Origin of the sequence: Pseudomonas sp. RIT409, assembly GCF_003052515.2 — a bacterium.
Classification (GTDB): domain Bacteria; phylum Pseudomonadota; class Gammaproteobacteria; order Pseudomonadales; family Pseudomonadaceae; genus Aquipseudomonas.
Map to the genome: position 1 here is coordinate 281,478 of NZ_QARE02000005.1, position 21,913 is coordinate 303,390.

The following is a 21,913-nucleotide window of genomic DNA, read 5'->3' on the forward strand; positions in this document are numbered from 1 at the left end:
GGGCCTGCCCAACTGCCCACCGCTCGAGGAGTTTTCATGCGCGTGACTCGTTTTATCGGTGCTGCTGTCGTAGCGCTGGCCAGTACTTTCAGCCTGTTCGCCCACGCCGATGAAGCGTCCGACAAGGCCATCCGCAAGACGCTGGAATCGCTGAACCTGGAAATTCCGGTGGAGAGCATCTCCAGCAGCCCGCTCAATGGGCTGTATGAAGTCAACCTGAAGGGCGGTCGAGTGCTCTACGCCAGCGCCGACGGGCAATTCGTCATGCAGGGTAACCTTTACCAGATCCAGGGCGGAAAACCCGTCAACCTCACTGAAAAGGTCGAGCGCCTGGCGATCTCGAAGACCATCAACGGTATCCCCACCGCGGAAATGGTGGTCTATCCGGCAGTTGGCGAGACCAAGTCACACATTACCGTGTTCACCGACACCACATGCCCGTATTGCCACAAGCTGCATGGTGAGGTGCCTGAGTTGAACAAGCGCGGGATCGAAGTCCGCTACGTGGCGTTCCCTCGCCAGGGCCTGGGTTCGCCCGGCGACGAGCAACTGCAGGCTGTCTGGTGCTCCAAGGATCGTCGCGACGCGATGAACCGCATGGTCGACGGCAAGAACATCAGTGCGCCCAAGTGCGATAACCCGGTGACCCGCCAGTTCGAGATCGGTCAGTCCATCGGGGTCAACGGTACGCCCGCCATCGTGCTGGCAGATGGTCAGGTGATTCCGGGTTATCAACCTGCCCCGCAAGTGGCCAAGCTGGCGTTGAGCGCCAAGTAATTCAACAGCGAGCCGCACTGTGATGCGGCTGTTACCACGGTCGGCCTCGCGCCGGTCGTTTTACGGGGAGTTCATAGTGAAACCGGTCAAAGTAGGCATCTGTGGGCTGGGTACTGTCGGTGGCGGTACCTTCAATGTGCTAAAGCGTAACGCCGAGGAGATCGCCCGTCGTGCCGGGCGTGGAATCGAAGTCGCGCAAATTGCCATGCGTTCGCCAAACCCCCATTGCCAGATTACCGGTACCCCGACCACCACCGATGTTTTCGAAGTGGCCAGCAATCCTGACATCGACATCGTTATCGAGCTGATCGGCGGCTACACCGTCGCGCGCGAGCTGGTGCTAAAAGCCATAGAAAATGGCAAGCACGTGGTCACTGCCAACAAGGCGCTGATCGCGGTGCACGGTAATGAAATCTTCGCCCGAGCGCGGGAGAAAGGCGTGATCGTCGCCTTCGAAGCGGCCGTGGCGGGGGGCATTCCGGTAATCAAGGCGATTCGGGAAGGCCTGGCGGCCAACCGCATCAACTGGTTGGCAGGTATCATCAACGGCACAGGCAATTTCATCCTGACCGAAATGCGCGAAAAGGGTCGGACGTTTCCTGACGTGCTCGCCGAAGCGCAGGCGCTAGGTTATGCCGAAGCCGATCCGACGTTCGACGTGGAAGGCATCGATGCGGCCCACAAGCTGACGATTCTGGCGTCCATCGCGTTCGGCATTCCACTGCAGTTCGACAAGGCCTACACCGAAGGCATCACCCAACTGACCACTGCCGATGTCAATTACGCCGAAGCGTTGGGCTACCGCATCAAGCATCTGGGCGTGGCACGCAGCACTCCGGCGGGCATCGAGTTGCGGGTCCACCCGACGCTGATCCCGTCCGATCGCCTGATCGCCAACGTCAATGGCGTCATGAACGCCGTCATGGTCAATGGCGACGCCGCCGGTTCGACGCTGTTCTACGGTGCCGGCGCTGGCATGGAGCCCACGGCCTCATCCGTGGTCGCCGACCTGGTGGATGTGGTGCGTGCCCTGACCACTGACCCGGAGAATCGCGTGCCGCACTTGGCGTTCCAGCCTGATTCGCTGTCGGCCCATCCGATCCTGCCGATCCAGGAGTGCGAAAGCGCTTACTACTTGCGCATTCAAGCCAAGGATCACCCAGGCGTCCTGGCACAAGTGGCGAGCATCTTGTCCGAGCGCGGGATCAACATCGAGTCGATCATGCAGAAGGAAGTCGAAGAGCAAGATGGGCTGGTGCCGATGATTCTGCTCACCCACCGCGTGGTCGAGCAGCGCATCAACGATGCCATTCAGGCGCTCGAGGCCCTGGAAGGCGTTGCGGGTCCGGTCGTTCGCATCCGTGTCGAGCATCTGAACTGACAGCAGCGACACGCTTTAAGCTAAAAGCTGCACGAAAGAGCAAAATCACATCGCGGCGAGCTTCGAACCGCGAGCTGGAAGGCAAAGGCAAACCGCTTTTGCTTGCAGCTTGCAACTTGCAGCTTGCGGCTCGAACCGAAGGTTTGTTTATGCGTTATATCAGTACCCGCGGCCGCGCACCGGCCCTGAATTTCGAAGACGTCCTGCTCGCTGGGCTGGCCAGCGATGGCGGTCTGTACGTCCCTGAAAATCTCCCACGATTCACCCAGGAAGAGATCGCGTCCTGGGCGGGCCTGCCTTACCACGAGCTGGCGTTCCGCGTCATGCGTCCGTTCGTGGCGGGCAGCATCCCGGATGCCGATTTCAAGAAAATCCTGGAAGAAACCTATGGCGTGTTCGCACACGCTGCCGTGGCGCCGCTGCGCCAGCTCAACGGCAACGAATGGGTACTGGAGCTGTTCCACGGCCCGACCTTGGCGTTCAAGGACTTTGCCCTGCAATTGCTGGGACGGTTGCTGGATTACGTGCTGGAAAAACGCGGCGAGCGCGTGGTGATCATCGGCGCGACGTCCGGCGACACCGGTTCTGCTGCCATCGAAGGCTGCCGCCGTTGTGACAACGTCGACATTTTCATCCTGCACCCGAACAACCGGGTTTCCGACGTTCAGCGTCGTCAAATGACGACGATCTTCGGTGACAACATTCACAACATCGCCATCGAAGGCAACTTCGACGATTGCCAGGAAATGGTGAAGAACAGTTTCGCCGACCAGAGCTTCCTCAAAGGCACGCGTCTGGTTGCCGTGAACTCGATCAACTGGGCGCGGATCATGGCCCAGATCGTTTACTACTTCCACGCCGCGCTGCAATTGGGCGGCCCGGCGCGTTCAGTGGCTTTCTCGGTACCGACCGGCAACTTCGGCGATATTTTTGCCGGTTATCTGGCGCGCAACATGGGGCTGCCGATCAGCCAACTGATCGTCGCCACCAACCGCAATGACATCCTGCACCGCTTCATGAGCGGCAACCAGTACGTCAAGGAAACCCTTCATGCCACGTTGTCGCCGTCCATGGACATCATGGTGTCATCGAATTTCGAGCGTTTGTTGTTCGACATGCACGGTCGCAACGGCGCAGCGCTCGCCGAGTTGATGGACAGCTTCAAACAGGGCGGCGGCTTCAGTGTCGCTGAAGATCGTTGGACCGAAGCCCGTAAACTGTTCGACTCGCTGGCGGTGAGCGACGAGCAGACCTGTGAAACCATCGCTGAAGTCTTTGCCAGCACCGGTGAGGTGCTCGACCCGCATACGGCGATCGGCGTCAAGGCGGCGCGCGACTGCCGTCGCAGCCTCGACACCCCGATGGTGATTCTGGGCACGGCGCACCCGGTCAAGTTCCCGGAAGCGGTGCAGAAAGCAGGCGTGGGAAAAGCACTGGCACTGCCTGCACATTTGTCTGATTTGTTTGAGCGCAATGAGCGCTGCACGGTGCTCCCGAATGATCTGAAAGCCATGCAGGCCTTCGTCAGTCAGCACGGTAATCGTGGCAAGCCGCTCTAGCGGTATCGCCGTGTAACAACTTAAGGCCCGCTCACCCGCGGGCCTTCTCGTTTCTGCATGCCAAACTTGCGAGCATTTCTGAGCTTCGTAAACAACTCACTGGCGGTAGAACACATGAACATGGACACGCAAGGAATGCCCGTCCAGCCCCGAATCACTCTGTTTATCCTATTGACGCTGCTCCTGATCGGCAGTTGGAGTCCACCGGGCCAGAGCGCGGAGACATTGCCCTTTGTCCTCGGGGCGCCTTTCAAAGTCGAGGAAAGACTTCACCTCAACGCCGAGGAACGTCGTTGGCTGGATGATCGCGCCGTGCTCAACGTCGGCATCCCCATCGCCGATTACGAACCGATCAACATCACCACGGACCAGAATCGCTATCAGGGCATCAGCGCAGATTACCTGAGCCTGATCAGCGCCAAGCTTTCCATCCCCATAAAGATCACGGGGTTTTCCCGCCGTGAAGAAGAGCTTGCCGCGTTGATGGCGGGCAAGGTCGATCTGCTCGCAAGAGCCAGCGGTTCCGAGGGCGGGAAATCCGATTTGATCTTTTCACAGGTTTACATGCCTGATCGCTCGGTGGTGGTCGGTCGCTCCGCTGATTCGCCCCTGGAGACGCCGCTCAAGAGCAAACGCATCGCGGTGCTGAACGGCTATGTGGATGAGGCCGCCTTGAACAGGGCTTATCCGGACAGCCTCATCGTGCTGGCACCGACACTGCACAGCGGTATGGAAGCCCTCGCTCAAGGTGACGTGGACGCCTTTGTCGGCAATGAGGTGATTGTCCGGGCGTACCTCGCGCTGCGCCCGTACCTGAAGCTGAGTGTTCAATTTGAGAGCGCACTGGCCCCTTCTGGTTTGTCCTTCGCTTTGCGAGGCGACGACATCCGGCTCAAATCGTTGGTCGATCGCGCGCTCGACGATCTCGACGAATCGGTCGGCCGGGAGATCCAGCGACGCTGGACAGCCGGGCTGGGCGATGATGTCGTGAATCAGCGCATCCGCTTGAGCCCTCAGGAGCAGCGATGGGTGCGCAGGCATCCCCAAGTCACCGTGGCGTCCACTCAGCTCCCGCCGTATATCTATCAGGATGAGAAGGGACGCTGGGTGGGCCTGAACATCGATCTGCTCGAGCGGATTTCCCGCATGACCGGCCTCATATTTCGGCATGACGTCATGCCGTCCACCCAGGCCGCACTCGAGGCGCTGAGCGCTGGCAAGGCCGATATGAACACCACCCTCGCTGAGACGGCCGAGCGCCGGATGCAACTGAATTTCAGCTATGCCTATGGGGGCAACAACTGGGTCTACGTCGTGCGGGCGAATCGGCAGTCGCCCACGACCCTAGGCGACCTCTCGGGAAAAGTGCTGGCTATGCCGAGGCGTCATGCCCTGGTGGACTTTCTGCAACGCGATCATCCGGATATCCGGTTGAAGCTTGTCGCGACCTATGCGGATGCGCAGCGGCTCGTCGAAACCGGAGACGCTCAAGCGACCATTCAGAACGAGGCGGGTGCCTGGGCCTCTGTGACCAGGCCGCTCAAGGTCGGCCGAAGCGTCGAAGGATTGTGGTCGCCGGATCGCTTCGTCGTGAGCAAGACACAGCCGGAACTGCTAAGCATCCTGAACAAAGCGCTCGATGAGTTTCCGGTCGCAGAAATGCGAGCGATACGAATGAAATGGCTGGGAAGCCTTCATCCCCCTCCACCCATCTGGTCACGCCCCCCCGTTTGGCTCTACGGCGTGTTAGCCCTTGTAGGGGTGTCGTGGCTGGTGTCGTTGTTCTGGCGTGCGCGTATCAGGGTGCTTGAAGCTCAATGCAGGCGGGCAGAAGAGCAGCTCAATGATCATCATCTGTTTCTCTGCACGTTGCTCGACGCTTTGCCCGATGCAGTCTACGTCCGCGATTTGCAGGGGCGATTGGTGACCTGCAATCGGGGCTACGAAGAGTGGCTCGGCATCAGCTTCGAGCAGTTGCATGGCCGGCGTTTGACGGATATCGACTTGCTGCCTCGCAAAACTGCGGAGGCGGTGCATGCCACTTACATGGATATTCTGAGCACCGGGGAGCCGGTCCGAGGGCGGGCGCCTCTGACGCTCGTAGAGCCTGAAGTGGACGTCTTTCAGTGGGTCGCTCCGTTTTATCGTGCCAACGGTGAGCTGCAGGGGGTAGTGGGCGGCTGGGCCGAGCTACCACCCCATGGCCATGTTGAGCGGGAGCGGGCCGGCATCCCACGGACAGCGGTATCCGTGGGGCCATCAGGATGAATTCCATCTGTCACATTCGACGGGCATGCTCCCAGGGAGGCAGACCTACAGATCGATGCAGCTCTGGAAAGAAACTTTCCACTTCCGACCGTGGTCACTGATGAGCACCTTTTGCATTCAAATGATTGAGTGGTGAATCCAATGGAAAATATCAGCTTGTTGCTCAGCGAAGCCTTGGCGCCTTATCAGGCGATTCTGGGGGCTGTCGGGGTCAAGGGCGAGCGTCTGGTGACGTTGAAAGATGCAACCGGTGCAACCGTCATCGAGCGGATCTATTCCGCTGCGCAGTTGTGTGACAAACGCCAGTTGACCGATGTGGTCGATGGGCTGCGTCGGGACTTGATGGTGGCCGAAGGGCGTATCGAGCCTTGCGTCATCGCGGCCATGCGTAATGCGACACAGGTCACTCATTTCACCGCCGGTCAGACTTTCATCTAAGGGACGTGGAACCTTATCGATTGATCGGGCTCCTATCCAGTACGGCAGGCGCAGGCATTGTGCTCCGGTGTTCGTGTAGCCTGCCGTACGGGTCCAGATTGGACCGCGGTTGACCCCGAGTAGTCTCCCCGCTGCTCGGGGTTTCTTTTTGCCTGGCGTTTTTCAGTTTTGCGCTTCGTCGAAAAACGTCTGGGCATCGCGCAGGTATTCCTCCTTCTTGACCATCCACTCGGCGTAAAACCCGATGAGTCGGGTGGTCCGCAGAACGCGCATTTCACGGTTGATCACCTCCATGGCCGCACGGCCCCTATCGGTCTTCGAGCAGCCGATGTGCGCAAACTGATATTTGGGCGCGTTCTTGATCGGAAAAAACTCCAGATCTTCGAGCGGGATGCCTTGTTGTTGAGCGTGATAGCGCACCTCTGGCCAGTAGCTGATGATGGCCTGAAAACGATCCATGCGTTCCATTTGCAGCATGCTGCCTACTGCCGCATTGCCATAGTGCAGGATCAGGCTGTCCGTTGCCGGCGTGGCGCGCAAGATCTTGTCGATGGTCGGGCCATAGCTGCGCTCGGCCACTATCCCGACTTTGACGGTTTTGCTTGCCAGCAGGGTGGCGAGGTCCAGATGGCCGTCCTCGGTCAGGAAGGGGGCGAATCGGGCGTGATTGCTCTTTTCGATGGTCACGCCGTTGCCGGGGGTGGCATAAGTCGGGATCGAAAACAGAATGGTTTTTTCGCGTTCTGCAGTCCATAGCAAGGTGGGATCACAGGCGAACACGTCCGGGTCCTGAAGCATTTGCGTACCCCGTGCGCGATTCACATGCATGATCTGGTGGTTGTACTCAGGCATGCGGGCGATCAACTCAGGCATCAACCTGTCAATTGCACCCTGGCCGGTCTGAGGGCCGGCGAAAATGGTCAGGGGCGGAAAGTCGCGCAACAGCCAGATAAGCGTCTCTTTGGCGTGTGCGGTGCCGGGCATCATGCTCAGCGATAAGCTCACGAACAGGGCCAATGGCCCGCTGATGTGAAGGCGCAGGGTGCGAGTGAGCATCCGTCGATGTAAATCCCGAAAAAGCTGGTTGGCGCTCAGACGTGCGCTGCCGCACCCGGTAGGGTCTGAGAGTGAAACGGCCCGCTGTGAAAACTTCATCCTGAAGGGTCTCGTACCAAGGTATCGGCGTGGTCGTCCATTTATTTAACACTCGCCACCTCGGATTGATTAAAGCACCGCGTTGCCGGTTCGGCACAGTGGAAGGGTCCTTCAACCGATCGGTCATCGCCTCGGGTCGTTGAATGCCCCTGCATCGGGTAGACTTGGCGCCTTCCCCTGTCTCTAGAAGCCCTTTCATGGCCCAGCCGTCAACGACCTACAAATTCGAATTGAACCTCACCGACCTGGATCGTGGGGTGTATGAAACCGTCAAGCAGACCATCGCTCGCCACCCCTCCGAGACCGAAGAGCGTATGGCCGTGCGCTTACTCGCTTATGCGCTCTGGTACAACGAGCACCTGTCGTTCGGCCGGGGATTATCCGACGTGGATGAACCTGCGCTGTGGGAAAAAAGCCTGGATGATCGCGTTCTGCACTGGATCGAAGTCGGCCAGCCCGACGTCGATCGTCTGACCTGGTGTTCCCGTCGCACGGAACGTACCAGTCTGCTGGCCTACGGCAGCCTGCGGGTCTGGGAGGGCAAGGTGGTGCCTGCCGCTCAGGCGCTGAAAAACGTGAACATCGCAGCCGTTCCCCAAGACGTGCTGGAGACGCTCGCCCACGAAATGCCACGGGTGATCAAGTGGGACGTCATGATCAGCGAAGGCACGGTGTTCGTGACGGACGACCGTGGTCAGCATGAAGTGCAGTTGCAATGGCTGGCAGGGGAGCGCGGCTGATCCCCGCCGTCACGCCCTGCTCAACACGCGTCAACCCATGACCATCAGCGGAAACCGCATGCGCATCGAATCACGTCAGTTGCCCGACACCCTGCCATTCCTCGGCGATCTGCCCCCTTTGCTGACCCGTTTGTACGCCGCTCGCGGCGTGCTCTCGCAGGACGAGCTCGACAAAGGGCTGGCGCGGCTGATCCCTTACCAGCAACTCAAAGGCATCGATGCGGCTGTGGACTTGCTGGTCGACGCCCTGGAGCGACGCCAGCGTATTCTCATCGTGGGCGACTTCGATGCCGACGGTGCGACTGCCAGCACGGTCGGCGTGCTGGGGCTGCGTTTGCTCGGCGCGGCGCATGTCGACTACCTGGTACCGAACCGCTTCGAATACGGCTATGGATTGACCCCGGAAATCGTCGACGTTGCCCTGACGCGGGAACCCGGCCTGCTGATGACCGTGGACAACGGGATTTCCAGCGTCGAGGGCGTGGCGGCCGCCAAGGCCGCGGGGTTGCGGGTATTGATCACCGATCACCATTTGCCAGGCCATGAATTGCCCGCGGCCGATGCCATCGTCAACCCCAACCAGCCGGGCTGTACCTTCCCGAGCAAGGCGTTGGCCGGGGTGGGCGTGATGTTCTATGTGCTGATGGCCCTGCGGGCGCGCTTGCGCGACTTGGGTTGGTTTGCAACCCATGGCCGAGCGCAGCCGAATTTGGGCGAACTGCTGGACTTGGTGGCACTGGGAAGTGTGGCCGACGTCGTGCCGCTGGATGCGAACAACCGTATTCTGGTGCACCAGGGGTTGATGCGTATTCGCGCCGGGCGTGCCAGGCCGGGGTTGCGAGCCATTCTCGAAGTGGCCCGTCGTGACCCATCGCGCATCACCTCCACCGACCTGGGGTTCATCCTCGGTCCTCGGCTCAACGCAGCAGGTCGTCTGGATGACATGAGCCTTGGCATCGAATGCCTGCTGTGCGAAGACGAAGCCCAGGCGCGGGAAATGGCTGTGCAGTTGGACGCGCTCAATCAGGACCGCAAATCCATCGAGCAAGGTATGCAGCGCGAGGCGCTGGCGCAGTTGAAAGACCTGCCGGTGGAGTCGATGCCGTTCGGTCTGTGCCTGTACGAGGCCGAATGGCATCAGGGCGTGATCGGGATCCTGGCCTCGCGGCTGAAAGAGCGATACCACCGTCCAACCATCGCCTTCGCCAGCGCGGGAGAAGGGATGTTGAAGGGCTCGGCCCGCTCGGTGCCCGGTTTTCACATTCGCGATGCGCTGGACGCCGTTGCGGCCAAGCATCCTGAGTTGATCAGCAAGTTCGGCGGCCATGCCATGGCGGCGGGTCTATCCTTGCCCGCCGACCATTTTGAGGCGTTCGCCGAAGCCTTCGATGCGCAAGTGCGACAGCAGTTGACCGAGGAAGATTTGACGGGGCGCTTGTTGTCCGATGGCACGCTGGCCGTTGAAGAGTTTCATCTGGAGCTTGCGCGTGCGCTGCGCAACGCCGGGCCCTGGGGGCAACATTTCCCCGAGCCGCTTTTCCATGGGGTGTTTCAATTGGTCGAGCAGCGGGTGGTGGGCGAACGGCACTTGAAGATGGTGCTCAAGACCGAATGCGGCACCGTCAAGCTCGACGGCATTGCCTTCAGCGTGGACCGCGACGTCTGGCCAAACCCCGGGGTGCGTTGGGTGGAACTGGCCTACAGGCTCGATCTCAACGAATTCCGTGGAAATGAAACGGTTCAGCTGATGGTCGCGCACATCTCGCCACGTTGAGCGCACCAATGCTGGATAGCAGGAACCGCCCTCTCTTTCAGGTTGTCGACTAGGCTCTAGGGTCTCATCCTCGGGACCTTCCAACGCCATCTGAAAGAGGTGCACATGAGCCTGCTGCTTGAACCCATCACCTTTCGCCAATTGACGCTGCGTAATCGCATCGTGGTTTCGCCGATGTGCCAATACAGCTGTGCCGATGGTCTGGCCAATGACTGGCATCTCGTCCATCTGGGCAGCCGGGCCGTGGGTGGCGCAGGGTTGATCTTCACTGAAGCTGCCGCCGTGACCCGCGACGGCCGTATCACTCCGGAAGACCTCGGCATATGGTCCGACGACCAGATTGCGCCATTGCAGCGCATAACGCGTTTCATCAATGCCCAAGGCGCGGTGGCCGGTATTCAACTGGCCCATGCGGGACGCAAGGCGAGCACTTGGCGTCCCTGGCTGGGCAAGCAGGGCAGTATCCCTGCCGATCAGGGGGGCTGGACGCCATGGGGGCCGTCGAGCATCGCTTTCGATCCTCAGCACACGCCGCCCACGCCGCTTGACGAAGCGCAGATCAAAAGCGTCATCCAGGCCTTCGTCGACGCTGCCAAGCGTGCGCTGACCGCAGGTTTTTCGGTGGTGGAGATTCACGCTGCGCACGGTTACTTGTTGCACCAGTTTCTCTCGCCGCTCAGCAATCAACGTCGCGATCAATACGGAGGCTCGTTCGAGAACCGCATCCGTCTGACGCTGGAGGTCACCGAAGCCGTGCGTCAGGTATGGCCGGACGAATTGCCATTGTTCGTGCGCGTATCGGCCACCGATTGGGTGGAGGATGGCTGGAATCCGGACGAAACCGTCGAACTGGCCAAGCGGCTCAAGGTGCTGGGCGCGGACCTGGTGGATGTGTCCTCGGGCGGCACGGCGGCCAATGCGGAAATCCCCGTCGGGCCGGGGTATCAGACCGAATTCGCCGGGCGTGTTCGCCAGGAGTCGGGAATCGCCACCGGGACCGTGGGCATGATCACCGAACCGTATCAGGCCGACACCATTCTGCGTACCGGTCAGGCCGACCTGATTTTGCTGGCTCGCGAACTGTTGCGCGATCCGTACTGGCCCCTGCATGCCGATGACGATCTGGGAGGCCGTCAGGCGGTATGGCCGGCTCAGTATCAGCGCGCCACTCACCGCGATCAGCCGATTCACGAATCGGACCTGCGCGACTGAAGAGCGCCCTCGTCGAGTCCCGTCTACGCTTGCCTGCAGACCAATAAGAATGGGAGCAGCAAGATGGCAGTCGTTTCATTCGGCAACGCATGCAAAACGCTGGTACTGACGGTGGTGGCCTGCATGTGGGTCACCCAGGCAACGGCGGCAGGGGATGAGGCACAGGAAGCCTCTGCCGCCAGAGCCTTGTTGGACAAGGCTGTCGCACATTATCGGCAAGTGGGCGACAAGGCCTTGGCCGAGTTCAGCCGACAGGGGGAATATGTCGATGGTGAGCGCTACGTATTCGTCACCGACACCCACGGTGTGATGCTGGCCAGCGGCGGACCTTCCGTGGCGTTAATCGGGCGCGACGTTTCCTCAGTGCTCGATCCAGACCTTCAAAGAGCCTTCAAACACGTCCTGCAGACCCCCGAAAGTGCGGGTGTCCAGCAGGCTGAGTATCGTTGGCAAAACTGGCGCGATGGCAAGGTCGAGCGCAAGCGCGTGTATTTCCAGCGAGTGGGGGAGCGGATCCTGGCGGTGGGGTATTACTTGCCGCGCGCCGCCCCTGAACAGGCCAGAGCATTGCTCGACAAGGCCGCACAGGCGCTGGAGCAGGATCAGAACGGCACGCTTGAGGCGATCAATGATCTCAAGGGTGGATTCTTGCAGGACGACCTGTACGTATTTGTCGTCAACACCACGACTAAACGTTATGTCGCACACGGCACCAACCTGCGGCTGGTCAACACTGATTTCAGCAAGGTGAAAGACCCCGAAGGCAAGCCGGTCGGATTGCCGATGCTGGAAATGATCAAGAAGCAGCCTCAGGGCGACTATGAGTATCGTTGGCGCAACCCGGTCACTGGGAAGGTCGAGCACAAACACGCTTACATGCGCAAAGTCGGGGATCTGCTCGTTGCTGTGGGGTATTACAGCGGTTGAAAAGCGCACTGGACATGCCTTCCGTTGCGGCCCGTGCGAGGGTGCCTGTTTGCTCGCTCCCTTCTGCGCCAACCGGGCGTCACCGATCCTTGTCGGCGCGCCCCCTCAACAGGTGATTCGGCATCCCCAGAGCCGCTGCCAGGCCCAGCACCGAAACCCCGGCGCTGGCCAACAACAGATGCTGGAACGTCATCGCCAGTTGCCCTTGCAGCGCCGCCAGCGCGGGGCCACTCGCGGCATGCAGACTGTCCATCAACACATTGCCTGAACCGCCCTCGCCGAGGGCGCCGCCGTCGACCTCGGCCAGCCCCGTTCCGGCCAGCATCACCAGCAACAGCGCCGACATGCTGGCCACGCCTACCGCCCCGCCCAATGAACGAAACAGGTTGGTGGTGCTGGTGGCCACGCCCATGTCCTTGATGTCCACCGAGTTTTGAGTGCCTACCAGGGAGGTGGGAAATTGCAGCCCGCACGCGATGCCGGTGAGGACCATGAACAGGCCGGTCAGGACCACCGACTGCGCAGGTGTGAAGGCGATGCCGAGGATGGCGATCGGCATCAACAGCGCGCCGGTCAGAATGATGGGTTTGTAACGCCCGGTGTGGGATGTGCGCCGCCCGCCGAAGTAAGCGCCCATGGGCATGCCGATCGCCAGTGGCATCAGATGCAGTGCGGCACTGTCAGCGCCGCCGCCGGTGACCGTCTGGAAGCGCAGCGGCAGCAGAACGATCAGCGAAATGGCCTGGAAGCTGGTGAAGAAAATCGTGCACCAGCACAACACGGCGCTGCGGTTGGCGAATAGGTGCATCGGCAGCAGCGGCTCACGGGCCTGACGTTCGTAGAGCGTAAACGCTGCCAGCGCCAGCAAGGCGATCCCCAGTTGCAGCTGAACATGCCCATCGCGCCAACTGTGGCCTTGACCGATTTCCGTGATGCCGAGCAACAGGGCCGTCAGGCCGATGATCATCAGCACCGTCCCCAGGTAGTCAATGATCGGTTTGCGCTGTGGAACGGGAAGGCCGATGAGTGTCCGACGAGCCACCCACCAGGCCACCAGGCCCAACGGCAGGTTGATGATGAATACCCAGCGCCATGACAGGTATTCCGTCATGAACCCCCCGAGGACCGGCCCCGCCACGCTGGCGGCGGCGTACATGCTGCTGAAGTAGCCTTGGTAGCGGCCACGCTCGCGGGGCGGAACGATGTCGCCGATGATCGCCTGACTCACGGAAACCATCCCGCCTGCACCGATACCTTGCAGAACGCGCGCGAGCACCAATTGCTCCATGCTCTGGGCCATGGCGCAGAAAAGCGATGCGAGCGTGAACGTGCCCAACCCGAACAGCATCAGCCGACGACGCCCGTACAAGTCGCCGAGTTTGCCGTAAATGGGGACAGCGACGGTCAGGGCCACCATGTAGGCCGAAATGACCCAGGCAAGCAGATCGAAATCCTGGAATTGAGCGGAGATGGCCGGAATGGAAACGGCCACGATGGTCTGGTCCAGCGCGCTGAGGAAAACGGCCATCATCAGCGCAAACAGAATGCTGCGAATATCCGGGCGGGTTTGATTGAGGCTGGTCACGAACAGGGACTCGATCTGGCAGGTTGACCCGCCCAGGCTCGGCGGGAAAAGTCTGCTCAGTCTAGTCCGTTAGCTAGCTAATCGATAGCCGCCTTCGGTTGAAACCGGTGTGGCAATCAGCGCAACGCGCTGAAGCTGGCCTCTGTCGGCATACAGTGACCGAACGTGCACACGACCACGCCCCGTGGCGTCTGCCGCATCTGCTCGATCCTGTAGGCCCCGGCTGCATAGATGCTCAGCACTGTAGCAACCGCAACCACATACACCATCTGTCTTCTTATTGTGGTTCTCACGACGTGTACCTCGATCCGCGTACAAAAATCGTTTTTTTGTCGGATAAGGTGAGTGTAGGCCCTCATACGTGATGATGGCGCTGCGCCGGGTATTGAATGTTTTTATCGCATTGGCCGGGGTGGCGACGGTATGACGATGGAACTTTAACGTTGTCCCGCTTCGGCTCGAAGCCAATCCAGTAAAGCCTGGATCCCTGGCGTCCCCTGTGTGCGGTCTGGATAGACGAAGTAGTAGCCGGCGCCGGTCTTCAATCGCTCGTCAAAGGGGGTGACCAGACGGCCGGCCCGAAGATCCTCGCCAATGAGCGACCAGTCGCCGATCGCGATCCCCGATCCTTGGGAGGCAACAGTCATGGCCAGGTCCATGGTATCGAAGTGTTGGCCCTTGCCGACATTGCCCAACTGCACGCCTGCCGCTTTCAGCCACTGGGTCCAGTCCTGTTCGTCGAGCGTGGGGTGCAACAGCATGTGCCGCTCCAGGTCCGTGATCTGCGTCAGAGGTTCGGGACCATTCAGCAACGCGGGCGCACACACCGGGGTGAGCTCTTCGTCGAGCAAGCGATGCACCTGCATCGAGTCACCGGGATGCGCCCCGTAGACCACCGCCGCATCGAAGCGCTCGCGACGGAAGTCCACGCCATGGGCAATGGTGGTCGTCAGTTCCACTGGCACGTCTGGCCGTTCCTTTTGCCACGTCATCAGGCGGGGCAGCAACCACCGGGTAATGCACGTCGGCGCTTTCAGTTGTAACGCCTGCTGGCGAGTGCCCACATGGTCGACGGCATCCTCGATCAAGCCGAATACCTGCTCGATGCGCGGAAATAATTCACGTCCCTGGGCGGTCAGGCTCAAACCTCGGGCCTGACGATGGAACAGGGGATAGCCCAAATGGCTTTCCAGCCCTGCGATCTGGCGGCTCACGGCACCCTGTGTGATGTGCAGTGTCTCCGCCGCTCGGGTGAAATTGCAGCATCGCGCAACCACCAAAAAGGTGTGAAGGGCGGGAAGGGGTGGCAAGCGTTTCATGGATGACTGAAGCCATGATCTGAAAACATGGCTAAGCATGACATTTTTTGCGTTGTCACCGATACCGGGCCACGGTTCCAATGGGGCTCGCCGCCTGCTCCGGGCAACCGTGCGTGGGCGGCTTCAGGCGATCTCAAGAACGAGCAAAGGTCCAGACAAATGGCAACGTGTGGCGAAGTGTTGGTCAAGCTTCTCGAAGGGTATGGGGTGGAGCGGGTATTCGGGATCCCGGGCGTGCACACCGTCGAGCTGTACCGGGGGCTGGCCAGGTCGTCGATCCGTCATATCACCCCACGCCATGAGCAAGGCGCCGGTTTCATGGCCGACGGCTATGCGCGCACCCGTGGCAAACCCGGAGTGTGCTTCATCATCACCGGCCCTGGGATGACCAACATCGCCACTGCCATGGGCCAGGCGTACGCCGACTCGATTCCCATGCTGGTGATCTCCAGTGTTCAGGCCCGCAGTCAACTGGGTGGGGGGCGCGGCAAGTTGCACGAACTTCCGGCGCAAGGCGCAATGATGGCGGGCGTTGCGGCGTTCTCTCACACATTGATGTCCGCCGCCGAACTGCCCGCGGTTCTCGCCCGTGCTTTCGCCGTATTTCAGGCGGGCCGCCCGCGACCGGTGCACATCGAAATCCCCCTGGACGTCATGGTCGAGAACGCCGACGCCCTGCTGGGCAGCGAGCCGGTGTCTATCTGCCGCGCGGGCCCGGACCCTGTAGCAATCAAGCGCATGGCCGCCTTCCTCGCTCAGGCCAAGCGCCCGTTGATTCTCGCCGGCGGTGGTGCCATCGATGCGGCCCCGGCATTGACGCAGTTGGCCGAGGCCCTGGAGGCGCCGGTTGCGCTGACGATCAATGCCAAGGGCATCCTGGCTGCCGACCATCCACTGCTGATCGGCTCCACGCAATCGTTGGATCCCGCACGCGCAATCATTGAAGCGGCCGATGTGGTCCTTGCCGTCGGCACGGAGCTGGCCGAGACCGACTATGACATCACCTTTCAAGGCCACTTCCAGATTCCCGGCACGCTGCTGCGCATCGATATCGACCCCGATCAGACCGTGCGCAATTTCCCGCCGCAGGTCGCGTTGGTCTCCGACGCGCGGACCGCGGTCGAGGCGCTGCTGAACGCCCTGGCCAATGAAACACGGGCCGAGCGCAATGCTGACTGGGGCCAAGCGCGTGCCGTGCAATTGAAGGCAACGCTGAACGCCACCTGGGATGAGGCGACGCGTGGCCAAACCTTGTTTCTGCGCACTGTGCTCGATGCGTTGCCCGATGTGGTCATCGTCGGCGACTCCACCCAGCCGGTCTACACCGGCAATCTGACGCTGGACTTGGATAAGCCCCGTCGTTGGTTCAATTCGTCCACTGGCTACGGCACGCTCGGCTATGCCTTGCCAGCAGCGGTGGGTGCGTGGCTGGGGCGCGACGACGCCCATGAGCGCGGTCCGGTGGCCTGTCTGATCGGCGACGGGGGGTTGCAGTTCACCCTGTCGGAGCTGGCCAGCGCGGTCGAAGCACGTACGCCCATCATCGTCTTGCTGTGGAATAACCAGGGCTACGAGGAAATCAAGAAGTACATGGTCAATCGGGCGATCGAGCCGGTCGGCGTGGATATTTACACCCCTGATTTCATCGGAGTCGCCAAGGCGCTGGGCTGTGCAGCGCAGACCGTCAGCGGCGTCGAGCCTTTGAAGGCCGCGTTGAGTGCAGCGGCGGCGCACACAGGGCCCACGGTGATTGAAATCGACCAACGCCTGTGGATGGAAGGATTGAACGCATCATGAATGAAGCCGCAGATAGGCATCCGGTTTTGCAGGGGCTCTACCTCAACGGTCAATGGCGGGAGGGTAAAGAACGTCTGGCGGTCATTAACCCGTCGACGGAAGCGCCTTTGGCAATCGTCACCGGGGGAGATGCGCAGTCAGTGGACGATGCCGTGCAGGCCGCCCGTTCGGCGTTCGACGCCTGGTCGAGGACGACGGGCGCCTTCAGGGCGGTGATTTTGCGTCGGATCGCCGCCGGTGTCGCTGAGCGGCGCGGGCGCTTGATGAGCCTTCAGTCCACCAATAATGGTAAGCCCGGTTTCGAGGCCGCCATGGACGTGGATGACGTCATTGCGACGTTCAACTATTACGCGGACCTGGCCGAGGCGGCAGACGTGCAGCAAAACCGCGAGGTGGCGCTGCCGACCGAGGCGTTTGCAGCCCGTCTGCGCCGGGAGCCGTGCGGCGTGGTGGGGCTGATCGTGCCGTGGAACTTCCCCATGGTGACCACCGCCTGGAAGCTCGCGCCTGCCTTGGCCGCCGGTTGCTGCGTGGTGCTCAAACCCTCGGAAATCACCCCGCTGGCGGAGCTTGAGCTCGCCCGGATCATTGCTGCGAGCGGCCTGCCGGACGGCGTGTTCAACCTCGTCTGCGGTACGGGGCTGGCCGTCGGCGCACCGATGGCAGGACACCCGGGCATTGCCAAGGTGTCGTTCACGGGCAGCAATGCGGTTGGCGTGCAAGTCATGCAGCGCGCGGCGGAAACGGTGAAGGGCGTGAGCCTCGAACTGGGCGGCAAATCGTCGCTGCTGGTGATGGCAGATGCTGATCTGGATCTGGCGGTTGAGCTGGCCAGTGGCGGCGGGTACTTCAACGCCGGGCAGATGTGCTCGGCGACCAGCCGTGTGTTGGTGGCTGAAGAACGCCTAGAGCCGTTTCTCCAACGCCTCGTCGCCAAAGCGCAGTCGATCAGGGTGGGCAGCCCCGAAGAGGACGGTGTCGAGATGGGGCCGCTGGTCAATCAAGCGCAGTATCGCCGCGTTGTCGATCACATTGAGACCGCAAAGGCCGACGGCGCGCGGTTGTTGTGTGGCGGACAGCGTCCGGCCAGCCAGCCTCGGGGGTACTTCCTGGAGCCGGCAGTGTTCACGCAAGTGCCGCTGAACTGTGCCCTGTGGCGCGAAGAAATCTTCGGCCCTGTGCTGTGCGTGCGCGGGTTCAGCTCCGAGGCCGAAGCCATCGCACTGGCCAATGACAGCCCGTTTGGCCTGGTTGCCAGCGTGGTCAGCAGCGACAGTAGGACGGCGGACCGGGTTGCCGACGCCTTGCAGGCGGGCACGGTATGGATCAATTCACCCCAGGTGATCTTCCCCCAGACGTCTTGGGGCGGTTTCAAGCAGAGCAGCCTGGGTCGTGAGTTGGGCCCTTGGGGCATGCAAGCGTTCCAGGAAATCAAGCACGTGGTACGAGCGACTTGATCACAGCGTCTTGCGCAGGCGCGCCAAGTCCCTTAGCGGTGGTGCGCCGAACAATCGACTGTATTCGCGGCTGAATTGGGACGGGCTTTCATAGCCGACCCGGTAGCCCGCCGCGGAAGCTTCAAGGCCCTCGGCCAGCATCAGGCGCCGCGCTTCCTGCAAACGCAGCTGTTTCTGGTACTGCAGGGGGCTCATGGCGGTCACTGCCTTGAACCGATGGTGCAGAGTGGACACGCTGAGGTTCACTTCACGCGCCAGCTCTTCGATCCGCAACGGTTGCTGGAAATGGTGGTTCAACCACTTGATCGCCCGGGTCACGCGATGGGTCTGACAGTTGGAAATCGCGATTTCATACAGCCGATAGCCTTCGCTGCCCCGTAGCAACCGGTAAAGAATCTCGCGGGTGATCAGCGGCGCCAGCATGGGGATGTCTTTCGGGGTATCGAGCAGGCGAATCAGCCGGATCACCGCGTCCAGCAATTGTGCATCGATACGCTCGACATACATCCCGCGACCGCTGGGTCGGGTCGGTACGCTCATCGGCCCGGCCTCGGCAATCAGCGCATTGATGTCGGCCGGATCGATGTCCAGGCGCATGGCCAGGTGCGGTTCTTCTGGCGAGGCATACACCACCTTGCCGCTGATCGGCAGCGCCACGGAGACCACCAGGTAGTTGAGCGGATCGTAGGTGAACACTTCTCCGCCGAGGGTCACGTCCTTACGTCCCTGAGCCATGATGCACAGCGCCGGTTGCACCAGGCCGGGGACGGATTGCTGAGGCTGGTCATGGCGAACCATGAACAGCGACTTGACCACAGTTTGAAAGCTACCGTCGGTTGGAGCATGGCGGCGGATGAGGTCTGCGAGTTCGGCGCGCTGCTGTTCCATCTGCGCGCTCAATCGAGGCAGGGGAGGGGTGACAGGCATCGCAGGCGCAACAGCGGTGGGCAGCATGGGAAGTCCTCACATGAAGCATTGATGCAGCACAGCTTATTTTTGTGCAATCGCCAGCGTTAGGCGGATCCTGTCGGATGATTGCCTGATTCTGCTCCGGCTTCACCCTTCACGCGACGAAATGCCCGGCACAGCGGGGGCGATTGCTTGAAAGTCCCGTCGCCCTGTTGCCGATACTGAAGGCCCGGCCCCGTTTCTAACGACGGCCGCAGCAGAATCAGGCAATAACGGGGCAGTATTTGGCTAACTGCTATTGCGTTCTGGCACCTAATCTTCACTTCCAGCCGCAAAGACATTCTCCGTTGCGGTGGAGCTACAGGAGCACAGACCATGCACAATACTTCCGTCGTGAGCCACCTCATCTATGTGCGCGCCAGTGCAGGAAACAGCGCGCGATTGGGTGCACGTTTGAGCACATTGGTTGGCCCGTCCTCCAAAGCCTTTGGCTGTCTGCACTTCGCCTTGCAGAAATCACTGACTGAGGATGACCTATGGGTCATCCACGGCGGATGGGCCGATGAGTCGGCGATGAATGACTGGGTGGCCGCACCTGAACTGAAGGTGTTTGCCGAGCTGATGAGCGAGCGACTGGTCAAGAGCCTGGATTTCCAGACCTTCGCCAGCGTAGCGCCAACCAGGTCCGCTTGCGGATGGCCCACTGAGCGTTTGGCGGGCTGAAGTCCGACCGATAATGGCCCATTCTCCAGACCGCTGCGCCTGGCAGGAGGCGACGATGGCGCGAGCACGGGCAGAATGGAAGTCGAACGTTTAAGATGCCTGTCTCATTCTTTGAAGCAGGGTCTTTCCCCAATGGCACGCAAAGCGTTTGCGCATTATGAAGCGGTTTCCGCTGCGATCCCCCGCGACGGCGGCTATGACGCCGCCATTGCCGTCAAAGCGCTCGGGGCTGGCGGCGCGCCGGTCTTTCATCGGGTGCTGGCCGATCAGACATTCACCACCGCGCTGGCTGCCGACCTGGCCGCTGTCGACGAACTGGAGCGCCTGATTGACGTTACATCCGAGGGCGAACTGATGTTCGCGCAGGATTGATAAGCTTGATCACGCTTTGGGCCGGTACATTTTGAACAGCGCCTCCGGCCCCACTTGGAAGTAATCGGCTGGGCCGCCTCCGCGCAAGATGGGCTCACCGGCTGCCGTGTCGTAGACCCCCTCCTTAAGCAACCGCTTGGCGATGTGAATCGCCACGACTTCTCCCAGAATCAACCAACTCGGCACCACCTCCTTGTCGGCCCGCTGCAGTTGGATGATCTGCGTCAGCTTGCATTCAAACGCGACGGGCGTTTCCTTGACACGCGGCACGGACACGATGCGCGACGGCTCGGCGGTGAGATTTGCCAGCTCGAATTCATTCACATCCGCGCTGACCGGTGCGCAACTGAGGTTCATCTGCTCGGCCAGCGGCCGCGTGGCTAGATTCCAGACAAATTCCCCGGTCTGCTCGATGTTGTTCAGGCTGTCTTTACGCCCGATGCTGCAGAAGCCGATGATCGGCGGCACATAATTGAACGCGTTGAAGAAACTGTAGGGCGCCAGATTGAGCTTGCCCTCAGCGTCGTGCGAGGAGATCCAACCAATGGGGCGGGGGCCAACGATGGCATTGAAGGGGTCGTGGGGCAAACCGTGCCCTTTCGAGGGTTCGTAGAAATGGATGTCGTCTGACATGGGCGTTTCCTGACGTGGGCGTAATCAGCCGTCGCGCAAGCAGCGGCTTTCGGAAGAGAGTGAGAGCCATAGTGCTTGGCATTATGGCCGGAAGCCAGGCGGCGGTAATCCAGCAAGCAAAAAAAAGCCCGGCATCAGCCGGGCGACAAAGGGAGTTTCGGGAGGTTGAACAACAATGAAACGGTCAATCAGCCGACGCGATTAGCGCCTACATGGTCGGCGCCGTCAGCGGCCAGGCGGTTGGCACCGACATGGTCGGAACCATCAGCGGCTTGACGATTGGCACCTACGCGGTCGGCACCGTCGGAGGCCAGGCGGTTGGCACCGACGTGGTCGGAACCGTCCGCAGCTTGACGATTGGCACCTACACGGTCAGCACCGTCGGAGGCCAGGCGATTGGCACCGACGTGGTCGGAACCATCGGCTGCTTGACGATTGGCACCTACGCGGTCAGCACCGTCGGACGCCAGACGGTTGGCACCGACGTGGTCGGAACCATCAGCGGCTTGGCGATAAGAACCTGTGTGCGATGCGTTGGTGTGGGACGAGCCACCCTCGGCGACCACATTGCCTTGAATAACAGAATGATTATCGGAAGTTGGCAGAGCGAACGCGCTCGATGCCAGGATCGACAGACTAAGACCAAAGATCAGATTCGAAGTTTTCATGATGTTAGCTCCAGCAAAGTTCAATAAATTTTTCAACTTGGGTATGGAGCTAAGTTTACGCGCGTAGGGATTAAGTAGAAGTTAACAAGATTGCTATCCACCATCGCCAAAAATGATAGTTGGCTGGAGCGCCCGGTTTTAAAGCGTTTCGAGGGGTTTTGAACCGAAATGGGGCATTTTTCTTGAATTTTGGTCAGATGGACGCTTGACAGAAATACA

Annotated in this window: 19 protein-coding genes; 13 read left to right on the top strand and 6 right to left on the bottom strand. The window is 60.8% G+C overall.

Annotation, left to right across the window (positions count from 1 at the left end):
• Positions 1-36 precede the first annotated feature (36 nt).
• The 5 genes from dsbC to DBP26_RS09400 all read left to right on the top strand — a co-directional run bounded on the left by dsbC (position 37) and on the right by DBP26_RS09400 (position 6,423).
• Positions 37-777 (top strand): bifunctional protein-disulfide isomerase/oxidoreductase DsbC, encoded by a 741-nt coding sequence (gene dsbC, locus DBP26_RS09380; protein ID WP_108237010.1) that lies wholly within the window; start codon positions 37-39, stop codon positions 775-777.
• Positions 778-853: 76 nt separating this feature from the next.
• The gene (locus DBP26_RS09385; RefSeq protein ID WP_108237011.1) at positions 854-2,158 is read left to right on the top strand and encodes a homoserine dehydrogenase; all 1,305 of its coding nucleotides are present in this window, start codon (positions 854-856) and stop codon (positions 2,156-2,158) included.
• Between the two features lie 149 nt (positions 2,159-2,307).
• Positions 2,308-3,717 (top strand): threonine synthase, encoded by a 1,410-nt coding sequence (gene thrC, locus DBP26_RS09390; RefSeq protein ID WP_108237012.1) that lies wholly within the window; start codon positions 2,308-2,310, stop codon positions 3,715-3,717.
• A gap of 114 nt (positions 3,718-3,831) precedes the next feature.
• Complete coding sequence (locus tag DBP26_RS09395; RefSeq protein WP_158541413.1) at positions 3,832-5,985, top strand: transporter substrate-binding domain-containing protein; 2,154 nt, start codon at positions 3,832-3,834, stop codon at positions 5,983-5,985.
• Positions 5,986-6,126: 141 nt separating this feature from the next.
• A complete protein-coding gene (locus DBP26_RS09400) occupies positions 6,127-6,423 on the top strand; it encodes a DUF3509 domain-containing protein (protein WP_108237014.1) in 297 nt (98 codons plus the stop codon).
• 162 nt (positions 6,424-6,585) lie between these two features.
• Here DBP26_RS09400 and DBP26_RS09405 read toward each other — a convergent pair whose 3' ends face one another.
• Positions 6,586-7,479 (bottom strand): TIGR02285 family protein, encoded by an 894-nt coding sequence (locus DBP26_RS09405; protein WP_108237015.1) that lies wholly within the window; start codon positions 7,477-7,479, stop codon positions 6,586-6,588.
• A 296-nt stretch (positions 7,480-7,775) separates the two neighbouring features.
• Between DBP26_RS09405 and DBP26_RS09410 the strand changes: the two genes are divergently transcribed.
• The 4 genes from DBP26_RS09410 to DBP26_RS09425 all read left to right on the top strand — a co-directional run bounded on the left by DBP26_RS09410 (position 7,776) and on the right by DBP26_RS09425 (position 12,231).
• A complete protein-coding gene (locus tag DBP26_RS09410; protein WP_108237016.1) occupies positions 7,776-8,318 on the top strand; it encodes a YaeQ family protein in 543 nt (180 codons plus the stop codon).
• A gap of 58 nt (positions 8,319-8,376) precedes the next feature.
• Positions 8,377-10,092: a single-stranded-DNA-specific exonuclease RecJ gene (gene recJ, locus DBP26_RS09415; RefSeq protein ID WP_108237049.1), complete on the top strand. Its 1,716-nt coding sequence runs from the start codon at positions 8,377-8,379 to the stop codon at positions 10,090-10,092.
• Positions 10,093-10,197: 105 nt separating this feature from the next.
• Complete coding sequence (locus DBP26_RS09420) at positions 10,198-11,304, top strand: NADH:flavin oxidoreductase/NADH oxidase (RefSeq protein WP_108237017.1); 1,107 nt, start codon at positions 10,198-10,200, stop codon at positions 11,302-11,304.
• Positions 11,305-11,427: 123 nt separating this feature from the next.
• Positions 11,428-12,231: a cache domain-containing protein gene (locus tag DBP26_RS09425; RefSeq protein ID WP_256601041.1), complete on the top strand. Its 804-nt coding sequence runs from the start codon at positions 11,428-11,430 to the stop codon at positions 12,229-12,231.
• 79 nt (positions 12,232-12,310) lie between these two features.
• Here DBP26_RS09425 and DBP26_RS09430 read toward each other — a convergent pair whose 3' ends face one another.
• The gene (locus DBP26_RS09430; RefSeq protein ID WP_108237019.1) at positions 12,311-13,816 is read right to left on the bottom strand and encodes an MDR family MFS transporter; all 1,506 of its coding nucleotides are present in this window, start codon (positions 13,814-13,816) and stop codon (positions 12,311-12,313) included.
• A gap of 437 nt (positions 13,817-14,253) precedes the next feature.
• Positions 14,254-15,135 (bottom strand): LysR substrate-binding domain-containing protein, encoded by an 882-nt coding sequence (locus tag DBP26_RS09435; protein ID WP_108237020.1) that lies wholly within the window; start codon positions 15,133-15,135, stop codon positions 14,254-14,256.
• A 159-nt stretch (positions 15,136-15,294) separates the two neighbouring features.
• On the opposite strand from DBP26_RS09435, the gene DBP26_RS09440 reads away from it, so the two are divergent.
• Both DBP26_RS09440 and DBP26_RS09445 read left to right on the top strand, forming a co-directional pair.
• On the top strand, positions 15,295-16,932 hold the full coding sequence (locus DBP26_RS09440) for a 5-guanidino-2-oxopentanoate decarboxylase (RefSeq protein WP_108237021.1): 1,638 nt from the start codon (positions 15,295-15,297) through the stop codon (positions 16,930-16,932).
• Positions 16,929-18,389 (top strand): aldehyde dehydrogenase family protein, encoded by a 1,461-nt coding sequence (locus tag DBP26_RS09445; protein ID WP_108237022.1) that lies wholly within the window; start codon positions 16,929-16,931, stop codon positions 18,387-18,389. Before DBP26_RS09440 ends, DBP26_RS09445 begins: the two co-directional genes overlap by 4 nt.
• Here the strand turns inward: DBP26_RS09445 and DBP26_RS09450 are convergent, their stop codons facing one another.
• On the bottom strand, positions 18,390-19,316 hold the full coding sequence (locus DBP26_RS09450; protein WP_108237050.1) for an AraC family transcriptional regulator: 927 nt from the start codon (positions 19,314-19,316) through the stop codon (positions 18,390-18,392).
• 357 nt (positions 19,317-19,673) lie between these two features.
• On the opposite strand from DBP26_RS09450, the gene DBP26_RS09455 reads away from it, so the two are divergent.
• Both DBP26_RS09455 and DBP26_RS09460 read left to right on the top strand, forming a co-directional pair.
• The gene (locus tag DBP26_RS09455) at positions 19,674-20,021 is read left to right on the top strand and encodes an antibiotic biosynthesis monooxygenase family protein (protein WP_108237023.1); all 348 of its coding nucleotides are present in this window, start codon (positions 19,674-19,676) and stop codon (positions 20,019-20,021) included.
• Positions 20,022-20,153: 132 nt separating this feature from the next.
• A complete protein-coding gene (locus tag DBP26_RS09460) occupies positions 20,154-20,393 on the top strand; it encodes a hypothetical protein (protein ID WP_108237024.1) in 240 nt (79 codons plus the stop codon).
• A 9-nt stretch (positions 20,394-20,402) separates the two neighbouring features.
• On the opposite strand, the gene DBP26_RS09465 is transcribed toward DBP26_RS09460, so the two are convergent.
• Positions 20,403-21,026 (bottom strand): flavin reductase family protein, encoded by a 624-nt coding sequence (locus DBP26_RS09465; RefSeq protein ID WP_108237025.1) that lies wholly within the window; start codon positions 21,024-21,026, stop codon positions 20,403-20,405.
• A 188-nt stretch (positions 21,027-21,214) separates the two neighbouring features.
• On the bottom strand, positions 21,215-21,694 hold the full coding sequence (locus DBP26_RS09470) for a hypothetical protein (protein WP_108237026.1): 480 nt from the start codon (positions 21,692-21,694) through the stop codon (positions 21,215-21,217).
• Positions 21,695-21,913: the final 219 nt, after the last annotated feature.

What these genes read in the sequence shown, in the direction of transcription:
- dsbC (WP_108237010.1), top strand. Translation starts at nt 37, where the DNA reads ATGCGCGTGACTCGTTTTATCGGTGCTGCTGTCGTAGCGCTGGCCAGT.
- thrC (WP_108237012.1), top strand. Translation starts at nt 2,308, where the DNA reads ATGCGTTATATCAGTACCCGCGGCCGCGCACCGGCCCTGAATTTCGAA.
- DBP26_RS09395 (WP_158541413.1), top strand. Translation starts at nt 3,832, where the DNA reads ATGAACATGGACACGCAAGGAATGCCCGTCCAGCCCCGAATCACTCTG.
- DBP26_RS09400 (WP_108237014.1), top strand. Translation starts at nt 6,127, where the DNA reads ATGGAAAATATCAGCTTGTTGCTCAGCGAAGCCTTGGCGCCTTATCAG.
- DBP26_RS09405 (WP_108237015.1), bottom strand. Translation starts at nt 7,479, where the DNA reads ATGCTCACTCGCACCCTGCGCCTTCACATCAGCGGGCCATTGGCCCTG.
- DBP26_RS09410 (WP_108237016.1), top strand. Translation starts at nt 7,776, where the DNA reads ATGGCCCAGCCGTCAACGACCTACAAATTCGAATTGAACCTCACCGAC.
- recJ (WP_108237049.1), top strand. Translation starts at nt 8,377, where the DNA reads ATGCGCATCGAATCACGTCAGTTGCCCGACACCCTGCCATTCCTCGGC.
- DBP26_RS09420 (WP_108237017.1), top strand. Translation starts at nt 10,198, where the DNA reads ATGAGCCTGCTGCTTGAACCCATCACCTTTCGCCAATTGACGCTGCGT.
- DBP26_RS09425 (WP_256601041.1), top strand. Translation starts at nt 11,428, where the DNA reads ATGTGGGTCACCCAGGCAACGGCGGCAGGGGATGAGGCACAGGAAGCC.
- DBP26_RS09435 (WP_108237020.1), bottom strand. Translation starts at nt 15,135, where the DNA reads ATGAAACGCTTGCCACCCCTTCCCGCCCTTCACACCTTTTTGGTGGTT.
- DBP26_RS09440 (WP_108237021.1), top strand. Translation starts at nt 15,295, where the DNA reads ATGGCAACGTGTGGCGAAGTGTTGGTCAAGCTTCTCGAAGGGTATGGG.
- DBP26_RS09445 (WP_108237022.1), top strand. Translation starts at nt 16,929, where the DNA reads ATGAATGAAGCCGCAGATAGGCATCCGGTTTTGCAGGGGCTCTACCTC.
- DBP26_RS09450 (WP_108237050.1), bottom strand. Translation starts at nt 19,316, where the DNA reads ATGCCTGTCACCCCTCCCCTGCCTCGATTGAGCGCGCAGATGGAACAG.
- DBP26_RS09455 (WP_108237023.1), top strand. Translation starts at nt 19,674, where the DNA reads ATGCACAATACTTCCGTCGTGAGCCACCTCATCTATGTGCGCGCCAGT.
- DBP26_RS09460 (WP_108237024.1), top strand. Translation starts at nt 20,154, where the DNA reads ATGGCACGCAAAGCGTTTGCGCATTATGAAGCGGTTTCCGCTGCGATC.
- DBP26_RS09465 (WP_108237025.1), bottom strand. Translation starts at nt 21,026, where the DNA reads ATGTCAGACGACATCCATTTCTACGAACCCTCGAAAGGGCACGGTTTG.
- DBP26_RS09470 (WP_108237026.1), bottom strand. Translation starts at nt 21,694, where the DNA reads ATGAAAACTTCGAATCTGATCTTTGGTCTTAGTCTGTCGATCCTGGCA.